The sequence below is a fragment of the Pirellulales bacterium genome (assembly GCA_035499655.1).
Classification (GTDB): domain Bacteria; phylum Planctomycetota; class Planctomycetia; order Pirellulales; family JADZDJ01; genus DATJYL01.
In genome coordinates this window covers 1-23,958 of record DATJYL010000160.1, presented here as the reverse complement: position 1 = coordinate 23,958, position 23,958 = coordinate 1, and the positions used below count along the sequence as shown (strand labels likewise).

The window sequence follows — 23,958 nt, the reverse complement described above, 5'->3', positions numbered from 1 at the left end:
TGACCTGCTCCCCAACTTTGATCCAGTTGGAATGCTAGAAAAATAGGGTTTTCAGCGGGGGCTAGCCCCCGCTGAAAAAATCGCAAACTCCTCCGGTGTCCGCTGTCCCAGCGCACTGTGGGGCCGATGGTGATTGTAATCATCGCGCCAAGTGTTGATGACCTCCTGGGCATCGTCGAGCGACAAGAACCAGTGCTGATTCAAGCACTCCTCTCGAAACTTACCATTGAATGATTCGATGAACGCATTATCCGTAGGCTTTCCAGGTCGGCTGAAGTCCAACTGCACGCCGTTCCAGTAGGCCCACAGATCCAAGCTCTTGGAGACAAACTCCGGACCGTTGTCGACGCGGATCGTTTGCGGTCGGCTACGACGGCGGGCCACGTCTTCCAAGGTTCGCACCACATCGTCTCCAGTCAATCGTTGTCCCACACGAATTGCCAAACTCTCACGACTAAAGTTATCCACTAACGTCAACAGACGGAAGCGCTGGCCATTGAATAACTGGTCCGCCATGAAATCCATGCTCCAACTCTCGTTCGATCGCTGGACTGCCGGCCGCGTTTGCCGCACCTGGCAGCTCTTGCGACGCCTGGGTCTTTTGCCGCGAATTCCCAGCCCTTCTTCGCAGTACAGCCGATAGACCAATTTGGCGTTCACCCGATAACCCTTTCGTCGTAAAAGTACATGCAGCCGCCGATAGCCGTATCGTGGCCGGCCGCTGGCCAGGTCTCGCAGTTGAATTCTTAGCTCTGCCCGATCGTCGCGAACACTCTGATACCGGTGGCTGGCTCGGGGATAACTCAAGGTTCGGCAAGCACGACGCTCGCTGACTTCATAGGTCACCTGCAGCCGTTCGACCAGAATTCTGCGACGAGCGGGCTTCAGAGCTTTTTTGACAGCACATCCTGCAGCATCGTCTTGTCCAGGCTCAGGTCGGCCACGAGCTGTTTAAGCTTGCGGTTCTCTTCCTCCAATTGCTTGAGTCGCCGCAATTCAGCGATGCCCAGGCCGGCAAACTTCTTCTTCCAGCGGTAGAACGTTTGCTCCGAGACGCCCATCTTCCGCACGATCTCCGCTACCGCCGTACCCGATTCTGATTGCCGCATCGCTAATGCAATTTGCTCTTCCGTAAATCGCTTTCCCTTCATGGTCCAGGTTCTCCTTTCCAAAATGCAAAGTTACAAAAAACCTCGCATTCCGTCTGGACCAAGAATCGGGGAGCAGGTCATTAATTGACGTGCCCCTCTTAACCGAGCCCAAACGTTGAGCGATAAAATCAACGATTACGGCACTGCGCCCGTCGATCCGTGTTGCGCGCTGCGGAGTGGGCGAGCGAAACACACATATTGCCGCCTGCCAAAACTAGTCGATTGAGACTCATTTGGACGTCCGATCAGCTTCCGAATTCGGCCCCAGGTCGGTTCGTCCTGGGCGCGCAAAGCCTGGGGATACCTTCGATGTCGACACGATTAATCAGTGGGGATTCCATGACTCTCGAATTCGGCCGAGTCCAGTCTTCGCTAGAAATGGCTCATCTCATACGAAGCTGATGGCAACGGCACCAAATCTTCGCTAGCAACCTCGTCAAAGTCAGCATCGCTTTATGTCGGCATCTTTTACCTAGATTTTTGTTGTTCTAGGCCGGAATCCTGACTATATTATCCAGACATCCGTAGTTCCGGGGATAGATAGATTGGGAGGGTGTGATTGTGAGCCGTTCTTATGCCAGCCGGTTTCCATCCCCATGCAAGGCCTGGCGAGCTCGACAGAATTCTAAGCGGCTCTCCCGTTTCGAGCGGTTGGAAGTCCGGCTGCAGCTGGCCGCCGGCAGCGTGGTCATCAACGAAATCAACTACAATCCGCCGGACAAAACCAAGCCGACGGAATTCATCGAACTGACCAATCCCGGAACCACGGCCGTCGATTTGAGCGGGGCTTCGTTCGTTAACGGCGTGCATTATACGTTTCCCTCGGGCACCACGCTGGCCGCCGGCGGCTTCATCGTCGTGTCGGAAAGCCCGACGGCCCTGCAGCAAATGTATGGCGTTAGTTCGTTTGGACCTTGGACCGGAAGCCTCAGCAATAGCGGTGAAGATGTCACAATTCAAGACGCCGCCGGCAATACACTGGACGATGTGAATTACGGCGTGGGCTTTCCGTGGCCCATCGTCGGCGATTCACCCGGACCTGGATACAGCATCGAACTGATCAATCCTAATTTGGATAACAACTTGGGCGGCAATTGGCGATCGTATAATCCGGCCGTGACGACGCAGGTAACGCTGATCAGCAAAGATTCTACCTGGGATTATCGCAAAGGCACGGCGGAAGCAACTCCATCGCCTTATGCCATCAGTGCATGGCGTGGACTCGACTATGTGGAAGACAGCAATTGGAAAACGGGCACAGGCCCCATCGGCTACGACCAAGCCGGCGGACCGACGATGGGCACCACGTTGTCTGACATGAACGGCAGCTATACCTCGGTGTTCATGCGGAAGACGTTTTACATTCCCGACCCTGCCGAGGCACTCGGGTTAACGCTGCAGGCCATGTACGACGACGGTTTCAACGTCTGGATCAACGGCCACTTGGCGCAAACCGTAAACACACCGGGCGAGAACACCGCTTTCAACGGGCTAGCCAGCAGTGCGCGGGCCGGTTCTGATGCCACGTATTACAGCTTCACGATCAACCCCACGTTCCTGCAAGCCGGCGACAATGAAATTGCCATTCAATTTTTTAACGCCGCCAAAACCGACAGTGATGCTTACTTCGATGCCGCACTGATCGAAACCACAGGCACGGGAGGACCAACGCCAGGACGGCAAAACTCCGACTATGCGGCCGCCGCCGCGCCGGACATGCGGCAGGTGACGCAAAGCCAGCAAATGCCGACGCCTGGCACTACGCAAACCATTACTGTGAAAGTGACCGATCCAGCGGGCGTGGCCGCAGTCACGCTGTCGTATCAAACGGTCGATGCTGGAAATTATATTTCTCTGCAAGACTCCGCATACAGTAATCCGGTGAATTGGACGACCGTCACCATGTTCGACGACGGCACCAACGGCGATGCCACGGCCGGTGACGGAATTTACACCGCCGTGCTGCCGGCTTCGGTGCAAGTCGATCGTCGTTTGGTACGCTACCGCATTACAGCAACAGGCAATGACGGGCTCTCCATCACCGGCCCTTACGATGACGACCCCGTTCCAAACTTTGCTTATTACGTTTATTCCGGTGTGCCTTCGTACACGGCTGCTTTAGATCCGGGAGCCAGTGGTTCCTCCGGACAAACACAAACATTCAGCTCCGCGACGATGAGTTCAGTTCCAGTGCTGCAACTGCTAACGAAACAGCAAGACCACGACAATTCGCAACACATTCCCGGTTCAAATACACCGGCTTCTACTGGCAACGAATATGCCTTCTCCGGCACGTTGGTTTACAACGGCGTGGTGTACGACGGCATTCATTACCGAGCTCGCGGCGGCGTATGGCGGTACGCCATGGGCAAGAACATGTGGAAGATCGACTTCGAAAACGGACACGACTTCCAAGCCTACTATGCCGATGGCACGCCCTATCCCACGACGTGGAAAAAACTTGACCTGGGCGCCGATATTCAACAAGGCGACATTGGCGATCGCGGCGAGCAAGGCCTGTTCGAAACCATGTCGTTCGCGCTGTTCAATGAAGCTGGCGTGCCGGCTCCGGGCACCATACCGACCGAGCTTCGGATTGTCGAAAACTCTTCGGCCACTGGAACCAGCCAGTACACAACCGATTTCCAAGGCTTGTACTTAATGGTCGAGGAACCCGATGGCCACTTCCTTGATTCTCACGATTTGCCCGACGGAAATTTATACAAAATTGAAAATGGCGCCGGCACGTCCAAAAATCAGGGCCCCACTGAACCCAGTGACGGGTCCGATTTGACCGCTTTCATCAACGCGCTGAACAATCATCCCAGCGAAGCGTGGATCGAAGCCAACATCGACCTGCCGGAGTTCTACGCGTATCAAGCCGTGACCGAAATGATTCACAACTGGGACATTGGCTTCGGCAAGAATTATTTGTATTACCACAATCCCGACACGGGGCTGTGGGAAATTATTCCCTGGGATACCGATTTAACGTGGTACGTGAATTACCAGCCGACCAATGGCGACATCACGCCGTTTACCTCGGCTATTTTGGCGTATCTCTCTTTGCAAATTCAGTATCGTGACACGGTTCGCAGTTTGGAAGATTTATTGTTCTCGCCGGAAAACATCAGTAAGCTGGCCGACACGTATGCTAACGAAGTCAATCCTTCGGGCGCCGGTCCCACGCTGGTGCAGGCCGATGCTGCGATGTGGGATTACAATCCGATTGAAACTTCCAGCGACGTGAATTCTTCCAAAGCTGGCGTCGGGCGATATTACGCGAATGGTTCGCCCACTCAAGATTTTGCCGGCATGGTGGCGCGTCTCAAGTCTTTTGAGCAAAGCCGAATTTCCTATTTGGACAGCACGGTCATTACTACGGCCGATGCCGCGGCTGCACCGCTGACGGCCACCGTAACCTACACGGGCGATGCTGATTTTCCGCTGGACGATCTAACGTTTTCTACCGGTTCCTTTGCCGCCGGCAACTTGGGTGGCACATTTGCCGGCGTGGAGTGGCGCATTGCCGATGTTACGAATGTGTCGGGCCTTGATCCCAATTTAGAAGTTAACGCCGTGTGGGATAGCGGCGTTATTACCACGTACAGCCCGACGATCACCATTCCTTCGAACATCGGACTCATTCCCGGTCACACCTACCGGGTACGAGTGCGAATGTTGGATTCCAACGGCCGCTGGAGCCATTGGTCGAGCGTGAACGCCGGATCTACACAATTTGTGGTCACGGCTCCCAACAACGCGGTGAAAAATTCGCTGCGAATTACAGAACTGAATTACGACCCGGCCAAGCCACCTAAAGGAAGCCCATACAACAATGACGATTTTGAATTTGTGGAACTGGAAAACTTCGGCAGCCAAACACTGAATTTAGCAGGCGTTAGTTTTACCAACGGCATCGATTACACGTTCGGCAACGTGACGCTTGCGCCGGGACAGGTTGGCGTGTTGGTGCACAACACGGCGGCTTTTCAGTCGCTGTACGGCACGGGACCGTTGATTCTGGGCGATTACCTTTCAACCGGCCAAAGTTTCAGCAACAGTGGCGAAGAAGTCGAACTAGACGATGCCTTCGGGCAAGTGCTGGCCGATTTCACCTACAGTCCCAATTGGTATTCCACGACTCACGGATCGGGCTCCACGTTGGAAGTGATCAATCCGGCCGTCGATCCCGATTTAAATAACTCCGCCAATTGGCGCGCCAGCACAACCACCAATGGCACGCCCGGTGTCGGCAGTACGGTTTCGCTTCCTGCTCCAACCGGTGCGGCGGCTACAAATGTTTCGACCACGCAAGTTTCGTTGCAGTGGATCGACAATGCTATGACCGAGCAGGGGTACACCATTTTCCGCAGCACCGCCGGCGGACCCTTCACTCAAATTGCCAGCTTAGCGGCCAATTCGACGACATTCACCGACAACAATAGCGGTGCCGGCCTAATCCCGGGCGAGCAATACGAATATCTAATCCAAGCCTTTAATGCCTCCGGCTTCAGCAATCCTGGTGATGTGGTGGTTACAACTCTGTCGCCCGCGCCGACCAATTTAGTTGGCCTGCCAGGCAGCGGAGCGATCACACTCACTTGGAGCGTTCCTGTAGGGGCGGTCACTTACAATGTTTATCGTGGTTTCACCAGCGGCGGCGAAGGTGTAACGCCTATCGCCACCAACTTGGCGCTGCCCAGCTATGCCGATGCCAGCATCTCGGGCAATAATTATTACTATGTCATAACTGCTGTAAATACTGCTGGACTGGAAAGCGCCCGGTCGGCGGAAATTGGCGAACTACTAGGGCCGGTCGATTGGTATCAGTTCGATGCCGGTTCTGGCACAACGGGTGTCGATTCCGCCGGCACCGACACTGGCACGCTCGTCGGCACAACCAAGCCTGCGTGGGTTGCAGGGCGTATTGGTCCCTTCGCGCTCTCGTTTAGCGGAGACGGTCAATATGAAAAAAGTAACGAATCGGCCGTGCAAGTGGCCAGTAATTTAGCGCCAATTTTAGGTTCCACCAGCACTCTGGATGTGTGGGTTAAAACGACGCAAACTGGCAACAACATTCATTACATGGCTCCTGCCATCACCGGTGTGGAGGAAAGCGGCGGTACCAACGACATTAATTGGGGCACGCTGAATGCCGCGGGCGACATCGGCATTTACGTGGGAGACACCGGTGGCGTGTATAGCACTAGCGCTATCAACAATGGTCAGTGGCACAATATTGCCATGACCCGGGATGTCAGCACGGGCATCGTGCAGTTGTATGTCGACGGCGTTCTGCAAGGCACTAGCACGTTCGACACCGGCAGCAAAACCAGTCAGTTTTTCTTGATTGGCGCACTGACCGATGTGGCGAGCAACGGCACTACGATTAACGGCGCAAATTATTTCAACGGCAGTTTGGACGATGTCCGAATTTACAGTCGTGTGCTAAGTGCCTCGGAAATTGCCGGCCTGGGTGAAGTGCCGGCCACGCCAACCGGCTGTTCCGCAACGGCTTTGTCGGCATCGCAGGTGCAGCTGAATTGGACAAACGCTTCCAATTTCGCGCAGAACATCGAGATCGATCGTAAAACCGGCTCAGGCGGCACGTTTGCGCAAGTGGCCTTGCTCCAAGGAAGCGAGACGACATTTACTGATACCAATCTTACGGCCGGCGCTCAATACTTTTATCAAATTCGAGCCCTGGACGGAGCGGGTAACTCCGCGTTTACCTCGGCCGTTAACGTCACGCCGCCGGTGCCGACAGTCGCCAGCAATTTCATTTTTTATAACGATAGTTTTTTTGACGACGAACTCGATTCCAACGCCATCGCCACCGACAAACAAGTGCTGCTGCCGGGCCAAACTGCCAGCTTTGAAAGCTATACCAGCTATTCCAAGGGCCTGAATGGCCTGATGATTGACGTGAACAATCTCGACGGCAACGTTACTTCGGCCGATTTTACGTTCTTGGTTGGGAACAGCAGCGACGTGACAAGCTGGCAAGCCGCGCCGGCGCCGCAAATTATTTCTGAATTTCCCGGCGGCGGAGTGAACGGCTCGACGCGGATCGAAATCATTTGGGCCGACAACGCCATTCAGAACCAGTGGCTGCAGGTTACGCTGTTGGCCGATGCAGTCACCCAATTGGCAACGCCTGACGTGTTCTACGTAGGCAATGCCATGGGCGACGTTGGAAATTCGACAACGGATGCCAATGTCGATTCCACTGACATCTTAGGCGCACGGGGCCATCACGATGCCGGGCCGGTGTCGGTTATCAATCCGTACGATTTTAACCGCGATGGCATCGTTGACAGCCAAGATGTGGCCATCGCCAAACAAAACGTTCGAGTGGCGACTGCAGCATTGCAATTGATTACCGCGCCCAGTAGCGGCGGCGGTTCGCTCTCCGCAGAAGCGGTTGTGGCGTCGCCAATTGAAACTTCTCCGCAGGAATCCTTCAGCGATCCGGTGAGTATGATGGTAATGCCGATAAGCTTGCCATTGTTGCCCGCACCCCAGAGCGCTTCGCCAGTGGATGTTATTTCGACTCACCACTTGGTCATGCCGCTCGCCAATCGTCCGACTGTCAACAGTATATTCACGCAGAAAGTGCATGGAGGTTCGGCAGCTACACCGCTGACCAGCAGTCATCACTTGCTTCTGGACAGCCAATTTGCAGATTCAGGATCCGATAGCCTTGTTCATAAAAAGTCGCATAAATTCGATGCAAATTCGGCCGGTGTCGACAGATTATACGAAAGCTTTGCGGCAAATTTGGCAACGAGTTGGCGAGAATTTTTTGAGCGTTAATATCCGATGAATCGTGGACCGGAAACCACCATCGAAACGACTACTTTTGACGTGATATTCGGAATGTTTTGCAGGCGAATCATCGTCGGCCTCATCACCAGTATTGGCATCCTGGCAGGCGCTGTCGCGGCGAAGTCCAGCCCGATCGTAACGGTAGGGCATTATTACGTCGCTAAGAATTCATCGCTATCGGTCAGTTTGCCAGTGTCGGACAGCGGCAATGCTGCTACGGAAGACATTGAAGGCATGACGTTCACGCTGCAAATTGCCGCTGGCACAGGAAGCTCGCCTGCTATTAGCAGCATAAATTTTTTGACGGGAACCATTTGGACTGGAGAAGTTTCCGCAGACGATGTGATTCCAGCTCTGGACGCGAATTTTCCGCAATTTCAGTCGTTTGCGGTAATTACTGATGTCCAAGGAGAATTTGTCAATGCCAACGGCACTCTTGCCACGGTTGGCTTCAATGCGAACGGCGCACCGCTTGGCGACTATGATTTGGAGCTTACCGCCAACAAAAGTAGCGATAGCAAATTCACCGATGGTTTACAAAATACCGTTGCTGCTTCCTTTACCAATGGCACGCTGACCGTGGTAGAGCCCGGCGACTTCAATCGCGATTTGCACGTCGATGCTTCTGACGTGCTCTCCATGATGCAGGCTTTGACAAACCCTGCCACTTACGAGTCCACTCACGGAAATTTGACGAATGCGCAATTGACCGTATTAGGAGATGTGAACAACGACGGCAAATTTAACAACGCCGATTTGCAGGCGCTGTTGAATTTGCTGCATTCTGGCGGCGGCTCCGCCGATCCAGTGCCTGAGCCGGCAAGCTGGGTCCTGGCCTTCCTGGCACTCGCGATGGTTGCAGGATCTCGTCTCTATGCGAGATGCGTCAGATAACCACCCGTTTAGACACAGTTTAGCGTCTGTCTCTAAACCCATCCCTTTGTTGGCACAGCCAGGACGCTTCGGAAACTCATCCCCGCGATGGTTTGACACGGGGGCGGTCATTCCCGTCGAAGAAACGCCCCGTCAAACCAACGTTTTTTGGGGGCGTTCGTCTCGATTTGCGGTTAGAGGAATTGTCAAACGGTGGCAACCAATGCCAATTGGCACCCCCGCTCATCGAGAGACCCTCGTGCGAAACGTGGGGCCTGCCAGGTCACAATAGATCAAAACCCCGGCTGGGGCAGGAATTATCCTGCCCCAGTACGCCGGGGCATCCTTCTGGCAAGGAAGTTTTTGTTTCCAAGATTTATGCCGCTCACTCTCTGCCGCATAACGGTTCTTTCTTTTCCGTAATCACCGGGCATTGCGGAGCCATCTCAGCGTTGAGTGCGGTGAAATCTTTCCATTGCTCCGGCAGATTGTCTTCGTGGAAGATGGCCTCGACGGGACACTCGGGCACGCAGGCCTCGCAGTCGATGCACTCATCCGGGTGGATATAAAGCATCTTCTCCCCTTCGTAGAAACATTCCACGGGGCAAACGACCACGCAGTCGGTGTATTTGCAACCGAAACATGGCTCGGCAACAACGTGAGTCATTGCAGTTATCTCCTTGTCGCTTACCTAACCCAAATGAAACCGATGACTGGTACGACACCAGCGACCGGAACCTGTCTACCATTATTTCTTTACCGACCACCGACGCCATGTAACGAAAGACCAAATACCTTCCATCACTCCAAACGGCCATGCTCCTTGAAGAAATCCGTAAACTGAACCAAGGGCACACGCCCCGGCAAAGCCTAAGACAAACCAGCGACTTCGTTCTTCCGCAGCATTGCAAATTACCATCGTCGTCACGGCGAACAAACCAAAAAACGTCAGCCAATCCATGAGTGTTCCTGTGTATCTAATATCCGCAAAGTGTCGAAATGAAATCCGCATTTGAGTTTGGCCACCGTCGGCTTCCCGTTGATAATCTCGCACTGGAATTTCGATTGTATCTGTGCTAAAATTTCGTTTTAGGCTAGCACGTGCAGGCAGTTCTCGACGTGCTCATTGCATTCGCATATTCCCAAATGCGTTCTATTGATACGATAGTCTTGGGTCCAATTAACTTTCTATCCGCTTCTTACGGACAAACTCGAAAAATCAACGGAAAAACAGGTGAACCAAAATCCAATCGGCCCATGCTGTCAATGACGTGAGGGCATACGTGACGACGACGAACGAACCTACTGAAATCAGCACGGCCGCTTGGGAGGCGGTGTCAAACAGAGACCGCCATTACGATGGCAAATTTGTGTACGCCGCACTCACGACGGGCATCTACTGCCGTCCGTCGTGTCCGGCGCGTCATCCGCATCGTCGAAACACGTTGATCTTCCCAACGGCAGCCGAAGCTGAGCAACGCGGATACATCCCATGCCGCCGCTGCCATCCTGATTCGGGTTTGCTTACACCGACGGAGCAGACGATCAAGGCTGTACTGGTTTACATCAAATCGCAATTCGATCAAACGATTACACTCGACACACTTTCGCAAGTTACCGGTCTTAGCCCCAACCATTTGCAGCAGACTTTCAAACGCATCGTCGGCCTTTCTCCCAAAGTCTTTTGCGATGTGTGTCGGATTGTTAATCTTAAGCAGCGCCTCAAGCAGGGCGAGTCGGTCACCAGTGCGGGCTACGCAGTTGGGTATGGGTCGAGCAGGGCCTTGTATGAGAAGGCGACCAAGAACCTTGGCATGACCCCTGCCACTTATCAGCGAGGCGGTGAAGGAGTACGGATCGGCTATGCGATTGCGAGTGCCGTGTTGGGTCCTACACTCATTGCGGGTACGGTCGATGGAATTTGCACGGTACTGGTGGGCGAGAATGAAAAGTCCCTGGCGGTGCAGCTACGTGATGAATTTCCAAAAGCCATAATCACGCGCGACAAAGTGCCAGTCTCCAAGTGGCTCGCGGCTATACAGTCTTTCCGAGCAGAGGACCCGTTGCTCGCCAAACTCACCATCGACTTGCGGATTGAAGTATTTCAGGCAAAAGTGTGGAAGGTGCTTCAATAGCTGACTGGCCGCACTGATTTACCTACTTCTGATCCGCGTCTGACCATCGTGGAGGCGTCAGTAGGACGGTGAGCTTGCACTTGCTGTGTTGTACAGCTAACTCGATGCAGATTCATATTCTCACGAGTCATTACATAGCCGGTTTCTCCGTCCAGGTAATCCGGGATTAAACGTAGCGCCCGAAAACCGGCATTCCGCAACACAACCTGAGCTGCGACGCTCGCTTCGGGAACGACGCATTGGATGCGGTCCTTCGGTCGTCGCAATTCATTTTCAAGCGTGTTGAACAAACCCTGTTCAATTACAGGCAAAGGCCAGTCTCGGTCGAGAGCCATTCCAAATAGGTTCACATACCAACGCGGACCAGACCGGGAAGGCGGAAACCAGTTTAGAAGTCGCTGTGCTATTGGTCGTGTTGAATAGGGACGGGCGGGTGTAATGCGGGTAATCGTGCAAAGCGCAAAGCCCGCTATCCGACGCCGCGCCATTGAAACAAACCCTATCGTCTCATTCCGTTGAAACACTTCTAAAAAATCTGACTGTAGCCAGCGTCGGGCAGTTCGATCCTCCGCCAAGCGGAGAATTTCAGGAATATCATCCCATTTCATACGTCTGGTTGTCAGGCTCCACTCTGACATTGCATAGTCGGTCGGCATATAGTTACCTCACTTTAGTTGTGAATGCGCGTAGATAAACCTCATTGGTTATTGCCCACGCTAATTTGTGGCAGCTTGTACGCCAAACAAAAGGTTAGGCGCTAGCAGCGACACTATTTTCGACTGAAGGTTTGAAATCTGGATATGCAGGCGAACCCATTTGGGTTGCATCCAACCCTGCCAGTTCGATTTCCTTGGAAGGACGAATTGGCACAATTAAATTGCTGAAATTCATCCACAGATACATCACTCCGAATGCCCAAGTAAACAAAACTCCTACGTCAATCAATTGCATAATCAACTGTTTCGCGCCGCCCCCGTAGAATAATCCGCTGACCGGAGCGACAACGCCATTGAACCCGGCCCCGTATTGGCCGCAGGCGAAAAGACCGACAGAGATCACGCCCCAGGCCCCGCACGTTCCGTGAACCGAAATAGCGCCCGCTACGTCATCGACGCCGACTTTCTCCAAGAAAATTGAACTGAGGACCACGAGAATGCCGGAAACCACTCCGATCCATGCCGCACCAATCGGCGTCACAAAGGCACATGGCGCGGTGATGGCAACCAAGCCAGCCAAGAATCCGTTGCACATCATGCCAGGGTCCCATTTCCCTGATTTTTGCCAATACACGAGCATCCCCACAATGGAGGCAATGACCGAAGCAATGACCGTATTCACGTAAATGAACGTGATCCGCAAGTCGGTGCCAGACAGTGTGGAGCCGGGGTTAAAACCGAGCCAGCCGAAACCAAGCACCAAGGTCCCAAGCACGACGAAGGGAATGTTGTGGCCGGGCATCGCAACAGCTTTGCCGTTCACGTACTTTCCGATTCGTGGACCCATGACAATGCAGCCAGCCAGTGCCATTGTCCCACCCACCATGTGGACAACCCCGGAGCCAGCGAAATCGACAGCCCCGCTTCCTAGTCCCCAATTAACCCCCGCCTGTGCCAACCAGCCACCACCCCATACCCATGAGGCGAATACGCAATAAATGAACGGAGAAAACACACAATAGAGTAAGAAGTTCGGCCAACTCCAACGTTCCGCCATGGCGCCAGTCGGTATGGTCACGCCGGTTTCCATGAATACCGACATGAAGAAGAACAGGGCCAACACCCCAACATCGTGGAAACCGTCTGTTAAAAAGAAGCCTTGTGTACCAATAATCCCATACTTGAACGTACCGTCTCCATTCGCACCGATACCCCAACCGTGTGACAATGCCGATAGGCCTGGTCCAAGAGACGGCCACCAACCCGGAGCGGAGGGACCGTTAAACCAATTTCCCCAGCCCAGCGCAAATCCGTAAGCCCAGTAGGCTGCGGTTGCAATGACGAAGATCATCAGTGTCATCGCAACTGTATTGTTGGCATTCTTGGCGCGAGAAAAACCACCTTCGAGCATTGCAAAACCGACTTGCATGAAATAAACCAGCGCCCCCGAAAGTAACGTCCACACGATATTCAGTGCATACTGATTGTGCATGAGCCGATCGTAGAGGTCTGTTATGCCGAGCTTGCTCGGCACATCGCCGCCAGGAGTTCCGTCAGCGTTGGGAGTGCCCGATGGTGTTGCCCACACACCGTAATTCGCTCCCGTCGGGTCGGGGTCCTTCAATCCCGCGAAGTAAGCTGGTAACGCTGGTTGGGCCGCAGTGGCAGCGGGCGTCGAACTGTCCGTGGCTGCCGGTGTCGTAGAAGTCGTCGCCGGTGCTTGGGGATCAGCTTTGGCTCGTTGGACCCAAATCCAAAAAGTGGTGACCACCAGCACGAACATTGTTACCCAGATCGTCGCTTTCAATCGCAAGCCAAGACTGAACCGCATAGAGGACTCATTCAGCAGCGGGTTGATCTTCTTCACAAAATTCTCCTATAGAAAGCGGGTTTTTGGCGATCGGATGGTTTAAGAATATGGCTCTTTGCGAATTGGCTCTATCCGCTTTTAATGGGCAAACTCGAAAATTTGATCGGAAGAATCGGATAGATGCAAAAGAATTCGCGCAGCTATCATTTGTTCGTGGTGTAACTATTTGAATCGCTCAGAGTTCCACATCTACACGAGCAGGAAAACGATCTTGAAGCAGCGAATTAAAATCGTCGTCAGCGTTCTCTTGTCGTTTGTCTTAGTCGCGGGATTGGTCGGGAGTTATCGCCGACAGAGCGAGACGGAGCAGCAGCTTTCCGAGGTTAAGCAAGCGCTGGCTCGTAATTCATCTTCCGCGCAAAGCATTGCGCCGCAGCAGACCAATGTGCCATCAACGACGCCGATCGTTTTGGACACTCAGACAGATGGTTCACCTACAGTCCGCAAACAGCACAATTTGGAAGAGATCTTGAGCGCGGGCTGGAAACTTGTTGATCAGCGAAGCCCGGACCAGGCTGCCAGAGCAGTTCAAATATTCAGCGAAGGGCTGGCCAATGTTGATCCGAAAAGTCCAGAACTTTACAATGGTCTTGGACGTGCTTTGCTCGTCGCTGGCAGACCACGGGAAGCCATTAAAGCCTGGAGTCAGGGATTAGAGTTGTCACCGCAGTTTTCCGAAATGCAAAGCGGCATTGGCTGGGCGTACTGGCGGTTGAATGATCCATACCGGGCAAAAGAGGCGTGGCAGAAAGCGTTATCGTTCAATCCGCATTCGATCGACGCCTGGTCGGCAGTAGCTTGGATCGAACTTGCACTTGGTAACCATAGCGAAGCCAAGCGCGGCTTCCAAGAATTGGTCAATTCCGATCCAAAACATAAATCGTGGGCCTTGGGGCTTTCAATGGCCAGGGCCGGTAACTCAGACGTTCAAGAAATTGCGCAGTTTTTCGCACTTCCACCACTGGACCAGTTCGAGCGCCCGTTGTCCGTTGATCGTGCAAACTCGACTGAAGCGGTCAGTATGCAGCCGTAGTGTCAACTTGGTCATTGCGAGCAAGGAAACAATACGATGAGTGGCGTATCAACGTTGGGATTGATCGCATTAGTGGCGATGGTCGTTCTGTATGCTTTAGAAGATCGGTCCCCAGTCTTTCTACTTCTGTTTGCTCTGGCAAGCATAGCAGCAGCACTTGGCGATCTTATGAACGGTTCCTGGTTATTTGGCGTTGTCGCATTGTGCTTTGCGCCGATCGCGCTGTGGCGATGGTGGCAAAGACAACATGGCCGGAATCCAGTCGCCCCGAGTTGAAGATTAATTGAAGCAACAAGCGATGCAGCGCTCCTTTTGATCCCACGACGGATCGGTCGGTCTGTTTGCACTCTATGGAGGAGCGAACTTGTTTGCTGGGATTTATTGTCAGGTATCTGCTTGATGGTCAACTTTGTCGTTCGTTACGGAGCGATGCGAATGCTTGGGACTAGGGTCGATTACAAACAATCGGATACAATTGATTCAAATGTCTAGGCATCATTTTGTACGTATCGCAGCGATGGGACACGTCGGCCGATTTACGTCGGTTGATGCCGTCTCGTATCCACGCGGCAGCCGCGTGATCTTGCGTACTAGCCGGGGTTTGGAAACCGGCGAAGTGCTTGGTCCGGCAGATGAGCGGGAAATTGAATTGAATGCGCCAATCGCACGCGGCAATTCTGACGGCTCGATTTTGCGCGGCATGACGATTGAGGACGAACTGCTCGAAGCTCGACTGGAGAAAAACCGCCAAAAGGCTCTGGATGCCTGCACGGCCCGGCTGGCAGAGCGTGGCATTGCGGCCACATTGCTGGACGTGGAGCATTTGTTCGACGGACGGTCGCTGTTTTTCTATTTCCTAGGCGAAGTCACGCCGGAAGTCGAGGCAATCACTTCGGAATTAGCCGAAGTGTACGACGCCGCTGCCCAGTTCCGTAAATTCTCGGAGACGCTGGCTCAAGGATGTGGTCCCGGCTGCGGCACCGAAGAAGCCGCGGGTCAAGGTGGCTGCTCGCTGTGTGCCAAAGCGTGTGCTGTATCCAGCGCGTGTGCGGTTAAACGAAAATGAAAAACTCGCCGAACGATGGCGACTTGTGCCTCGAACAGCGTTTTGTGTGCTACGGACATAATCACGGCCTTTGCGATTCGGTAAACGGAGAAACATCGATGAAAGGGCGAAGTACAAGTAAAACATTCAAGACGCTTAAAAGGCTCTGCCGTGCACCTGATCGCCTTCCCGAAGCGCTGCGAGAAGAAATACAAACGTTGGTGAGAAAAGTCCGTCAATCGTGTTCCAGTGCCGATGAGTTTCAGGAAACAATGGACGGAGTTTTGGAAGTGTTCTTGGGATTGTGGTTAGGCTTTGCCCCCGAAACGACGGCAAGTCAACTTTGCACCAATCTTCCCGAAGCCGTGATGTTCGTTCAGCTGCACAAGAAACTGATGAAACAATATGGCCATTGGTCGAGGTTTTACTCCGACCCAAACCAACAGCTTTCCTGACGCTTCGGCCAACCTGCTATGACAACGAAACTGGTCAAAGTTGCTGAATTGGATCAACTCCGGCCGGGAACGCGGAAGCTATGTAGCGTGGACGACCGGCGCATCGCCCTGTTCAATCTTAATGGCACGATTTATGCGATCGACAACCACTGCACACATCGCGACGGTCCCGTGGGGGCTGGCCAGTTAAACGATACTGTCATTACGTGTCCCTGGCATGGTTGGCAATTCAACGTCGCGACCGGTCAGTGCTTGGAGCCAGGCGGAAAAAACCTACGACAGTACCCAGTTAGTGTTGAAGGCAATGTCGTCCTAATCGACTTCGTGGAAGCAGCGAGCCCTGAAAAAGATGACGGCATCTATAGTTGCCTAGTCCGATACGGCGTCATGGGGCACGTGAGTCGAGTTGGCTCAAACCGCTTGATTCCCTGCCTTCGCGGAGATAGCGTGCTAGTAAACACCGACCGAGGTGTCGAAGTCGGCGAAGTGCTCGAAGCGCCGAGCAGCGTCACAGGCAACACCAGCAAAACGAGGCCAGCAGGCGAATTGCTTCGCGTGATGAGCGAAGAGGACCAGCGCGAGCAGCAGCGCCTAGACATCACAAACCAATCGATTCTACAGATGTGCTCGGAATTCATTGCCGCTCGTGAGTTATCAATCACTGTAATAGACGTGGAGCAGCTGTTCGACGGCGAAACGATCATTGTCCATTACCTCGGCGAGCCCACGGAGAAATTAGGACCTGTTGCCGTCGAACTGAGCGATGCTGCCGGAAACCGTCGCGTACAGTTTCAACGGATTGAATAAAAGCAGGCTAAAGGGCGCAGTTCATGGACCTCTGGCACATTCCAAATCCTTAGGTCGTGAGATACTCCAAAAAACCACCGTTTCTGAACCAGCAGACATCTGCTCGCCGAACGACCTAGCGCACGTCAGTCATACGACCTCAGTCGGTTGGAAGGCTCATGGCAGCCTGCAGCGTCTCAACCGCCAGCTTCATCCGGTTCCAGGCTTCGGTCTGATCAACGACGAATGCGGCGCCGAAGCTATCTTAGAACGCGCCGATCAGCGGCTCATTACGCACCGTCGGCCATCAGCGAACCGAACGACGCCGATACCCATGGTCATACCCCTAAATTCTTTCGCGTTTTGCACCATAAGTTATGATGAAGGATTAGCTATCCGTGGCACATTCAGCTACGGACTTCTTTTGACCCTACGCTGATTTGAACTACGCCGGTCATTAACTTTTTGAATTGACGCCCCGGCGCGGTGCTGGGGCGGTCTTGTTTTTACCAACAGGACCGCCCCAGCTGGGTGGTCCTCCTGCATGAGGAGTTGCCCATGAATGCCGCTGCTACGGTCCGCCCTGTCCTGGTCATCGTGGAAGGCGTCAATGACATCGAGTTCCTCAAGCGCCTGGCGTCACGGTTGCACACGGAATGTCCTGAAGTTGTGGACTTGGCACGACTGCATGCGCAAGGCCGCATCCTGTTTGTTCCCACGGGCGGCGGGAATTTCAGCGATTGGGCCACACGTTTTGCCGGGTTGGCCTGCCGGGAATTTCACCTGTACGACCGGGAACTCGTGCCCGAGACGGAGCGTCGCCAACGCGCGGTGGAACTGGTTAATGCCCGACCCCAATGCCGAGGCTTTCTGACAGCTAAACGGAGTCTGGAAAACTATCTCCATCCGAGTGCCGTCGCCCAGGCTGGCGGCGGAGAGATCCCGGTGGGGGACGATGAATGCGTCGGTTCTGTCCTGGCGCGCCACTGGTATGAATTGATTCTCCAGTACGACCCCTGGCCGGCGCTCTCTCACCGGGCGCGTCGGCGATTGGTCTACCGCGCCAAGCGCTGGTTGAACCGCCAGGCCGTCGGGCAGATGACCGTCGAATTGCTCAGCGAGCGCGATCCCGGCGGCGAAGTTCTCCAATGGCTGGAAGTCATCGCCGGCATGGCGAGGGCGATGTCTTGAGCAGCGCTCTGGGCTGCTGGATCACTCTCTTGCGCGCCGAAGCTTGCTGCATTGCAGCAATCGTCTGACTGGCTGATGTTTTCACGCCCCGGCGCGGTGCAGGGGCGGTTCTGTTTTTATTAACAGGTCCGCCCCGCGGGGCGGTCCTCATTCACAAAGAGGAGTCGTCGCTATGATTGCACCATTAAGAACCAGTTCCGCTGATCATCGATCCGAATTTGTTCAGGACCGGTTTCTGGCCATGCTGCCCCAGATTCGCCGGCAGGCTGGGATGGCCTTCCGTGACCGGCGGCCCGAAGCCCGAGAAGAATTGATCCAGGAGGTGATCGCCAACGCTTACTGCGCGTTCGCCCAGCTGGTGCGCCGCGGTAAACAGGCGGTGGCGTATCCGACTCCCTTAGCGCAATTTGCGATCCGCCAGGTCCGTGCCGGGCGGCGCGTCGGCAGCCGGCTAAACAGAAAGGACCTGCTGTCCCCCTACGCCCGAAGGATCCAAGGTATCACGATTGAGCGAATTGATCAGCAGGACAAACACCCAGGTGCCTGGCGCCAAATCCTGGTCGAAGACCAGCACGCGGATCCGGCCGAGACGGCAGCTGCCCGGATTGATGTGGCCGCGTGGTTGGGCACGCTGTCACGGCGCCACCGCCGGATTGCCAAGGCGCTGGCGCTGGGAGCATCGACCAGTGACGTGGCCCGGCAATTCGGTCTGAGTGAGGGGCGCATCAGCCAACTTCGTAGCTGGTTCCGGCAGCACTGGGAAAAGGTTTCCAGAGTACAACACGGCTGGACGGATGTGCCGTCTGACAAAAGCGTGGTGAATGATCTGCGACCCGACGGACACAAGACTGAGGGCTTGCAAGCCAGACGCTCCATCCCGATTTGCGCGCCAGTTAAAGATTCTTGATCAATTGGTTTCGCCATGCGCTCGCGCGGGGCATTTGTGTTTTTTCCAACACGGCTGCCCCGGAAAGGGGCAGTCTCATTTCCTTTTCAGGAGACTTCCCATGACCCAGTCCCAAATCGAACATTCCGTTGCACGAGCCACCGGGGCATCAGTGCGAGAAATCAGCCGCCGCGGTCTCAGCTTGGCTGATTTGATCGAGGTCGATGACGATCCCGAATCAGACGAATCGCCTAAGATCGTGGACTGGGACGCGCTGGACGCGCAGCGGCCCAGCCTGTTCCCTTAGCGATCTTGAGGCCCGCCTGTCTTTTCGGCCGGGCGGCGCACTGCCGCCCGGCCAGCTGTTTCATTCCCTCAACCGGAAGACAATCCCAATGAATTCGTTGTTCTGGATTCTGTTGATCGGTGTCCTGCTGTGGATCCTGTGCAGTGGGGCGGGTCCACGTCGCCGTGGACGCCGTCACCGTCATCGACCTCGTTGTCGCTGCCGTTGGTAACTCCGAGTGTGGCGAAATGCGCCCTGCTTCTCAACCAGCGGCGAATTCGCAAAGGGAGTCACCGATACCCGGTAGACTACCGAATGCTGAGTGCAACATACCGAAATGCTTCGAGAATCTGTGAAAGGTACTGCAAGACCTTGCAATACTGAATCGACTGCCTAGAATGGCTAAAACCTCGGGAGATTCAGGGTTTTTGGGGTTCGGCCGAGGGCGCTTCCCAAGCTGGATGTCGAGGGTTCGAGTCCCTTCGCCCGCTCTGAACAAATTGCGCTGATCGAGAAAATAAATCGAAGCCCGATTTGGGCGAACCTCTGCCCGCCTAGAGATCCCCGGATCCGTCGCCGGACGAGTCGGCCTTGGCCTTGGGGTTCGCCTTCTTGCTTCCCAGTCGCGGATCGAACGACTCGTCAATGCGCCGCACAAATTCAAAATCCTTCTTGTAATCCACGGCAAAAAATCGCATCGGCTCCTCGCTCCCTTCCTGCCGCGATGCATGTTCGTTCTTGAAGCCCAAAATCGCCTCAGTAATTTTCGCCGCCAGCTCCGGCTGCAGGTTATACACGTAACCGATGGTAAATCGCGGGATCACCTGCGACTCGTACACCAGTCGGTAATCGGACGATTTAATCTCTCCGGCTTTGACCAAACTCTGCAGCTTGTCGTCCGACAGTGCGACCACTTCGTAATCGCCCGCCGCCAGGCCTTGAATCGACCGGCGTTGCCCGAACGAATAATTCACAATGTAATCGACATCCGGGCGTAATTTAGCGTCTCGCAGCAACACCGCAATGGCGGCGCGATAACCGGTGACGGAGGTGGGCCGCGTGCAAGTCAGCGTACGCCCTCGAATGTCCCCCAGCGTTTTGATGTTGCTCGCCGGCGCCACGGCCAAATCCAGATGGTTCCCGGCAGCGACCTGATCGTAACCCAGCACCGCCACCGGAATCAGGCCCGCATTATTCACCAAGTAAGGCGCGTCCGCCGCGTGCAAGGCAACCACATGAACTCTTCCTTCCTTGATGGCCAAGACATCGTCGACGGTGTTGGTATATGCTTGGGCGACGACTTTTTTGCCCGTGATCTGCGCTAGATATTTCTGAAAATCATCCCAATTCACCGGCTGGATGTCCAAATCGCTGTCTTCGCCGTAACTCAACACCAGCGTATCGGGATTCAAAAGCTTTTGCGGGTCGCTCGGGCAATCGGCCAAAAGTCGCCCGTCCCGGTCGGTGTAATCCGCCGCCAGGTGTCGCGGCGCGGGAGTGGTGATATCGAACGTCGCCGCCGTCCGGTCCTGCGATTCATGAAGCGAAGCCGTGGCGCGAATCGTCTGCACGCCGGCAACAATAATCACTGCCACCGCAGCCGCCAGTCCCAGGTACAAAATCACGCGTACCAAAGGCAGACGCTGCGTCCCCGGTCCAGAGTGACCACTGGAATCCGATGGCGAACCAAAATCAGCTGCTGAACCAACCATTGCCCGACCTCGCGCTGGAGTTCATTTCCGCCCGCGCTCTCAAGAATTCCCCAAGCGCGATTCGCAAAGAACAAACTAAACTGCACCCGATTCAAACTTCAGTCAGCATGTTATCACCCGCTGGTTAAGAATTTGTTAGCACCCCGCCGGAAAGTCTGATTTTTCGCGCTCAACTCGCACGGCTGGAAACCGATCGGCCACACGACCATAATTGAGCTGCCATGCTTCCACATTTGTGCATGAAATTTCGCTGGTTTCTCCTTTGGCTGGCCATCATGCTGTTATTGGCCCCGATCGCAGGCCAACCAGCTCTCGCTCAGCCGCCGCCCGATGCGTCTTGGACCGCCAACGCCGACCTGGAAAAACCCAAATCACTGACGATGGATGGTTTGGGCGCCATGCAAGGCGTCAGCTTTCACGATGGCAAAGTCTATCTGTACGGCGATGTCTGGAACGCCAATCCCCGACTTGGCGTCATCCGCGAGTACACTGACGACTACCGGCCCACCGGCCGTGTAATCTGGCTGCGAAAAAACGATCAACCGCTGCTTCGCCATCCCACCGGATTAACTTGGAGCCGACAATGGGGAACTTTTCTCGGCGATACCGTGGCCCAAAAAGCAGTCATTTACCACCTTGATTGGGACCGCGCATGCAACGATGGCAATCTCGATCACGCCCTGCTCGAAACCATCGATGATGATGCGGCCGTCAATGGCTGCCGACCAGAGTTTGTTACCTTTCAAAATAAGGAATTCCTCGCCACGGCCGATTACGGCGACATCCGCCCCGAAGTTCGCCTGTATGACCCCGAAAATTTAATCCAGTACAAACGCTCCAGCGCTCCTGCCGTGGTCGCTTACCGCTTCTTGTGCGGACCGTTCAATCAAAACCTCGCCTGGGATCCCGCTCAGGCACAACTTACCTGCATCCAAAACGTCATCGCCGGCCGCGGCTGGCGGCTGGAAATCGTCGATCTGGCCAAAGCACTCGCCGATGGCCGGGCCGCGGGAACAGCGCGCGTCCGCTCGCTGACATTTCTACCCCATGATGAGCTGGAAGGTTACCGCCCCCTGCCAGATGGCTTCGGGCTATTTGTTACTTCCAGCCCAACGGAAAATTTAACGCTTGGGAAAATAAAACCGACTGATCCACGCGAATCCCAGGCGCAGCCCCCTCGCTAAACCTGAGCGGTTCGAACGAGCGCCCGGTCCGAACTTCACAAAATCTATCGCATTTCCCAGAACGATTTGCCTTTTTCGCGGTGTTCTTCCGGCAGCTTCCGCACCATCCCTTCGCCAATCAATTTTCTTTTATCCCTCACCGATAAATTTACAGATTCCGCCGTAAAGCCCGCCCGCTGCTCTCGCAAACAAGGCAACTAAGTCAAGGAATATTCGTATGTTTCTCCTCTTCCACCATCGCCATGCCCAACCCCGTCGGACCAGCGGGCCGCAACGCCCTTTCCTATTCCAAGCCGCTTTTTTCGGTGGACTACTGTGGGCTTGGGCCGGGTCGCCACAATCGCTCCACGCCCAGGGTTTTGTCCCCGGTACGGGCCAACGCATTGCGGAGGTGGGCGACGATTTTGAAGACGAAAAGTGGAGTTACATTGCCAACGAGCCCAAAAGCAGCGAAGAAAACGACGGCCAAGAACGCCTCCCCGCCGGTCGTTCGACCAACGGCCGTTGGGCCGAAGGCTTAAAGCGCGGCCAGCCCGACGTCGTCAAACGCGTCCCCACGCCCCCCGGCGGCATCCCCGACAGCAAAGGCTCCATGCTGCTCATGTCGCTGTATACCGGCGTGCCGGGCGTCTTCAGCGGTCAAACCCACCAGGACGATTTCATTTGCCTGGTCGATCAACGCATCGGCGGCTCGATTGCCGTATCTCGCTCTCCCAGCGTCGTGGCCCATGTATACATTCCCACCTGGGCCAAGTGGGAGCGCCGCGATGGCAATTCGTTCTGCTTCCGCGCCGCTTGCGATGCTTGGACCACCAAGCCTTCCCGCGGCTTCTTCGGCTTCGGCGGCAGCCAAACCGTCCTCGACGAATATTGGCCCGGCTTGATGTTTTATTTCCACCCCGGCGACGGCGACAAAATCAAAGATTACTGCTCCATCATGGTCCGCGCAGGACAAAACGGTGGCGATTTCCGCGCGCTCGATATCAAAGAGCCCGGCTGGTGGACCGTGGGCATGTCCTTCACGCCCGACGGACAAGTCCATTATTACGCCCACGCCGGCGTCGCCCCACTCTCGGTCCAAGATCACATCGCCAGCGAAACACCCTATGGCATGCGGTGCGAGCACTTGAAGTGCTTTTTCTTCGATGTCCTCAACGGCGACAACGGAAACTGGTCCACTCCCTGGATCGTCGACGATTGCTTCGTCTACACCCTGCAATAGTCCGGCAAACCCTTCCCGCGAACAAGCCGGGCTAAAGAAATCGCCGCCAACGCCCCGCTGGCCAATAGCGCCAAACCGGTCGGTTCGGGCACAGCATCGAACTCGCCGTTGCCCGCCGCCGCGCCGCTGGCCAAATATTGCTCCATCCCCAATATGTCCGCGGCGTTGAACGCTCCATCGTGATTAAAATCGCCCAGCGCCAACATCTGGCTCGGGCTTATATTGTGGCTCGATTCGTAGCTCCCCACGTTTTTCAGCGCACTTTGCATGGCCTGCAAATCAGCCACCGTCACACTTCCGTCCAAATTGAAGTCCCCCAATTGCGACTTAACTAACACCAGCGTCGTCACCGTGTCCGGCAGCATGACGTAGCTCAGCGAATTCGCTCCCAGCCACTGCAATTTGCCGCTGTTCAATACCACGTGCGTAATCGCCGCCGAAGAAGGATTGTCGGTCCCGTCCCCCAATTGATACGCATCGGCCAGCGACAACTGGCTCACGTTGCTAATGTTCAACGTCGCCGTAACCGACCCCTGCGCCACCGTGTTCCGGTTGATGAGCACAATCACCATCCGGTTCGGATTGCCCGCATTTTCGCTGGCGTACACGGCCGTAGTCCCATTGCTGCTGGTCGACGCCGCA

The 23,958-nt window shown here is 54.9% G+C and carries 19 protein-coding genes; 13 read left to right on the top strand and 6 right to left on the bottom strand.

Annotated features, from left to right (window positions below):
• Nucleotides 1-51: 51 nt before the first annotated feature.
• Nucleotides 52-1,151, bottom strand: a protein-coding gene (locus VMJ32_11585) for an IS3 family transposase (protein ID HTQ39663.1) whose coding sequence is annotated in 2 segments (ribosomal slippage) — nt 52-899 and nt 899-1,151 — 1,101 coding nt in all. Because the reading frame shifts where the segments join, the coding sequence is not laid out codon by codon here.
• Between the two features lie 561 nt (nt 1,152-1,712).
• Between VMJ32_11585 and VMJ32_11580 the strand changes: the two genes are divergently transcribed.
• Nucleotides 1,713-7,970: a CotH kinase family protein gene (locus VMJ32_11580; GenBank protein ID HTQ39662.1), complete on the top strand. Its 6,258-nt coding sequence runs from the start codon at nt 1,713-1,715 to the stop codon at nt 7,968-7,970.
• Between the two features lie 312 nt (nt 7,971-8,282).
• Nucleotides 8,283-8,876: a dockerin type I domain-containing protein gene (locus VMJ32_11575; protein HTQ39661.1), complete on the top strand. Its 594-nt coding sequence runs from the start codon at nt 8,283-8,285 to the stop codon at nt 8,874-8,876.
• A 364-nt stretch (nt 8,877-9,240) separates the two neighbouring features.
• Here VMJ32_11575 and VMJ32_11570 read toward each other — a convergent pair whose 3' ends face one another.
• Nucleotides 9,241-9,522, bottom strand: coding sequence for a ferredoxin family protein (locus VMJ32_11570; GenBank protein ID HTQ39660.1), 282 nt, complete (start codon nt 9,520-9,522; stop codon nt 9,241-9,243).
• Between the two features lie 616 nt (nt 9,523-10,138).
• On the opposite strand from VMJ32_11570, the gene VMJ32_11565 reads away from it, so the two are divergent.
• Entirely contained in the window at nt 10,139-10,990 is an 852-nt protein-coding gene (locus VMJ32_11565; protein HTQ39659.1) for an Ada metal-binding domain-containing protein, read from the top strand.
• Here the strand turns inward: VMJ32_11565 and VMJ32_11560 are convergent.
• Together VMJ32_11560 and VMJ32_11555 are read right to left on the bottom strand one after the other, a co-directional pair.
• Nucleotides 10,984-11,646, bottom strand: a complete 663-nt coding sequence (locus tag VMJ32_11560; protein HTQ39658.1) for a hypothetical protein — start codon at nt 11,644-11,646, stop codon at nt 10,984-10,986. The genes VMJ32_11565 and VMJ32_11560 overlap by 7 nt on opposite strands.
• A gap of 94 nt (nt 11,647-11,740) precedes the next feature.
• Entirely contained in the window at nt 11,741-13,513 is a 1,773-nt protein-coding gene (locus VMJ32_11555) for an ammonium transporter (protein ID HTQ39657.1), read from the bottom strand.
• 214 nt (nt 13,514-13,727) lie between these two features.
• Between VMJ32_11555 and VMJ32_11550 the strand changes: the two genes are divergently transcribed.
• The 8 genes from VMJ32_11550 (at nt 13,728) to VMJ32_11515 (ending at nt 19,219) form a co-directional block, all read left to right on the top strand.
• Nucleotides 13,728-14,549 (top strand): tetratricopeptide repeat protein, encoded by an 822-nt coding sequence (locus VMJ32_11550; protein ID HTQ39656.1) that lies wholly within the window; start codon nt 13,728-13,730, stop codon nt 14,547-14,549.
• 517 nt (nt 14,550-15,066) lie between these two features.
• Complete coding sequence (locus VMJ32_11545) at nt 15,067-15,615, top strand: PSP1 C-terminal domain-containing protein (protein HTQ39655.1); 549 nt, start codon at nt 15,067-15,069, stop codon at nt 15,613-15,615.
• The gene (locus VMJ32_11540; protein ID HTQ39654.1) at nt 15,612-16,049 is read left to right on the top strand and encodes a hypothetical protein; all 438 of its coding nucleotides are present in this window, start codon (nt 15,612-15,614) and stop codon (nt 16,047-16,049) included. Before VMJ32_11545 ends, VMJ32_11540 begins: the two co-directional genes overlap by 4 nt.
• An 18-nt stretch (nt 16,050-16,067) precedes the next feature.
• Nucleotides 16,068-16,856 (top strand): Rieske 2Fe-2S domain-containing protein, encoded by a 789-nt coding sequence (locus VMJ32_11535; protein HTQ39653.1) that lies wholly within the window; start codon nt 16,068-16,070, stop codon nt 16,854-16,856.
• The gene (locus tag VMJ32_11530; GenBank protein HTQ39652.1) at nt 16,813-17,274 is read left to right on the top strand and encodes a hypothetical protein; all 462 of its coding nucleotides are present in this window, start codon (nt 16,813-16,815) and stop codon (nt 17,272-17,274) included. Before VMJ32_11535 ends, VMJ32_11530 begins: the two co-directional genes overlap by 44 nt.
• A gap of 119 nt (nt 17,275-17,393) precedes the next feature.
• Nucleotides 17,394-18,026 carry an ATP-dependent endonuclease gene (locus VMJ32_11525; GenBank protein ID HTQ39651.1) on the top strand — a complete coding sequence of 211 codons (633 nt, stop codon included), beginning with the start codon at nt 17,394-17,396 and terminating at the stop codon, nt 18,024-18,026.
• A gap of 172 nt (nt 18,027-18,198) precedes the next feature.
• Nucleotides 18,199-18,933 (top strand): hypothetical protein, encoded by a 735-nt coding sequence (locus VMJ32_11520; GenBank protein HTQ39650.1) that lies wholly within the window; start codon nt 18,199-18,201, stop codon nt 18,931-18,933.
• Nucleotides 18,934-19,033: 100 nt separating this feature from the next.
• A complete protein-coding gene (locus VMJ32_11515) occupies nt 19,034-19,219 on the top strand; it encodes a hypothetical protein (GenBank protein HTQ39649.1) in 186 nt (61 codons plus the stop codon).
• A gap of 533 nt (nt 19,220-19,752) precedes the next feature.
• On the opposite strand, the gene VMJ32_11510 is transcribed toward VMJ32_11515, so the two are convergent.
• Entirely contained in the window at nt 19,753-20,910 is a 1,158-nt protein-coding gene (locus VMJ32_11510; GenBank protein HTQ39648.1) for a PhnD/SsuA/transferrin family substrate-binding protein, read from the bottom strand.
• A gap of 221 nt (nt 20,911-21,131) precedes the next feature.
• On the opposite strand from VMJ32_11510, the gene VMJ32_11505 reads away from it, so the two are divergent.
• Nucleotides 21,132-22,094, top strand: coding sequence for a hypothetical protein (locus tag VMJ32_11505; protein HTQ39647.1), 963 nt, complete (start codon nt 21,132-21,134; stop codon nt 22,092-22,094).
• Between the two features lie 217 nt (nt 22,095-22,311).
• Nucleotides 22,312-23,316: a hypothetical protein gene (locus VMJ32_11500; GenBank protein ID HTQ39646.1), complete on the top strand. Its 1,005-nt coding sequence runs from the start codon at nt 22,312-22,314 to the stop codon at nt 23,314-23,316.
• Here the strand turns inward: VMJ32_11500 and VMJ32_11495 are convergent.
• The coding region (locus VMJ32_11495) for a dockerin type I repeat-containing protein (GenBank protein ID HTQ39645.1) at nt 23,301-23,958 on the bottom strand (658 nt) is incomplete at its 5' end. The two genes, VMJ32_11500 and VMJ32_11495, sit on opposite strands and share 16 nt — an antisense overlap.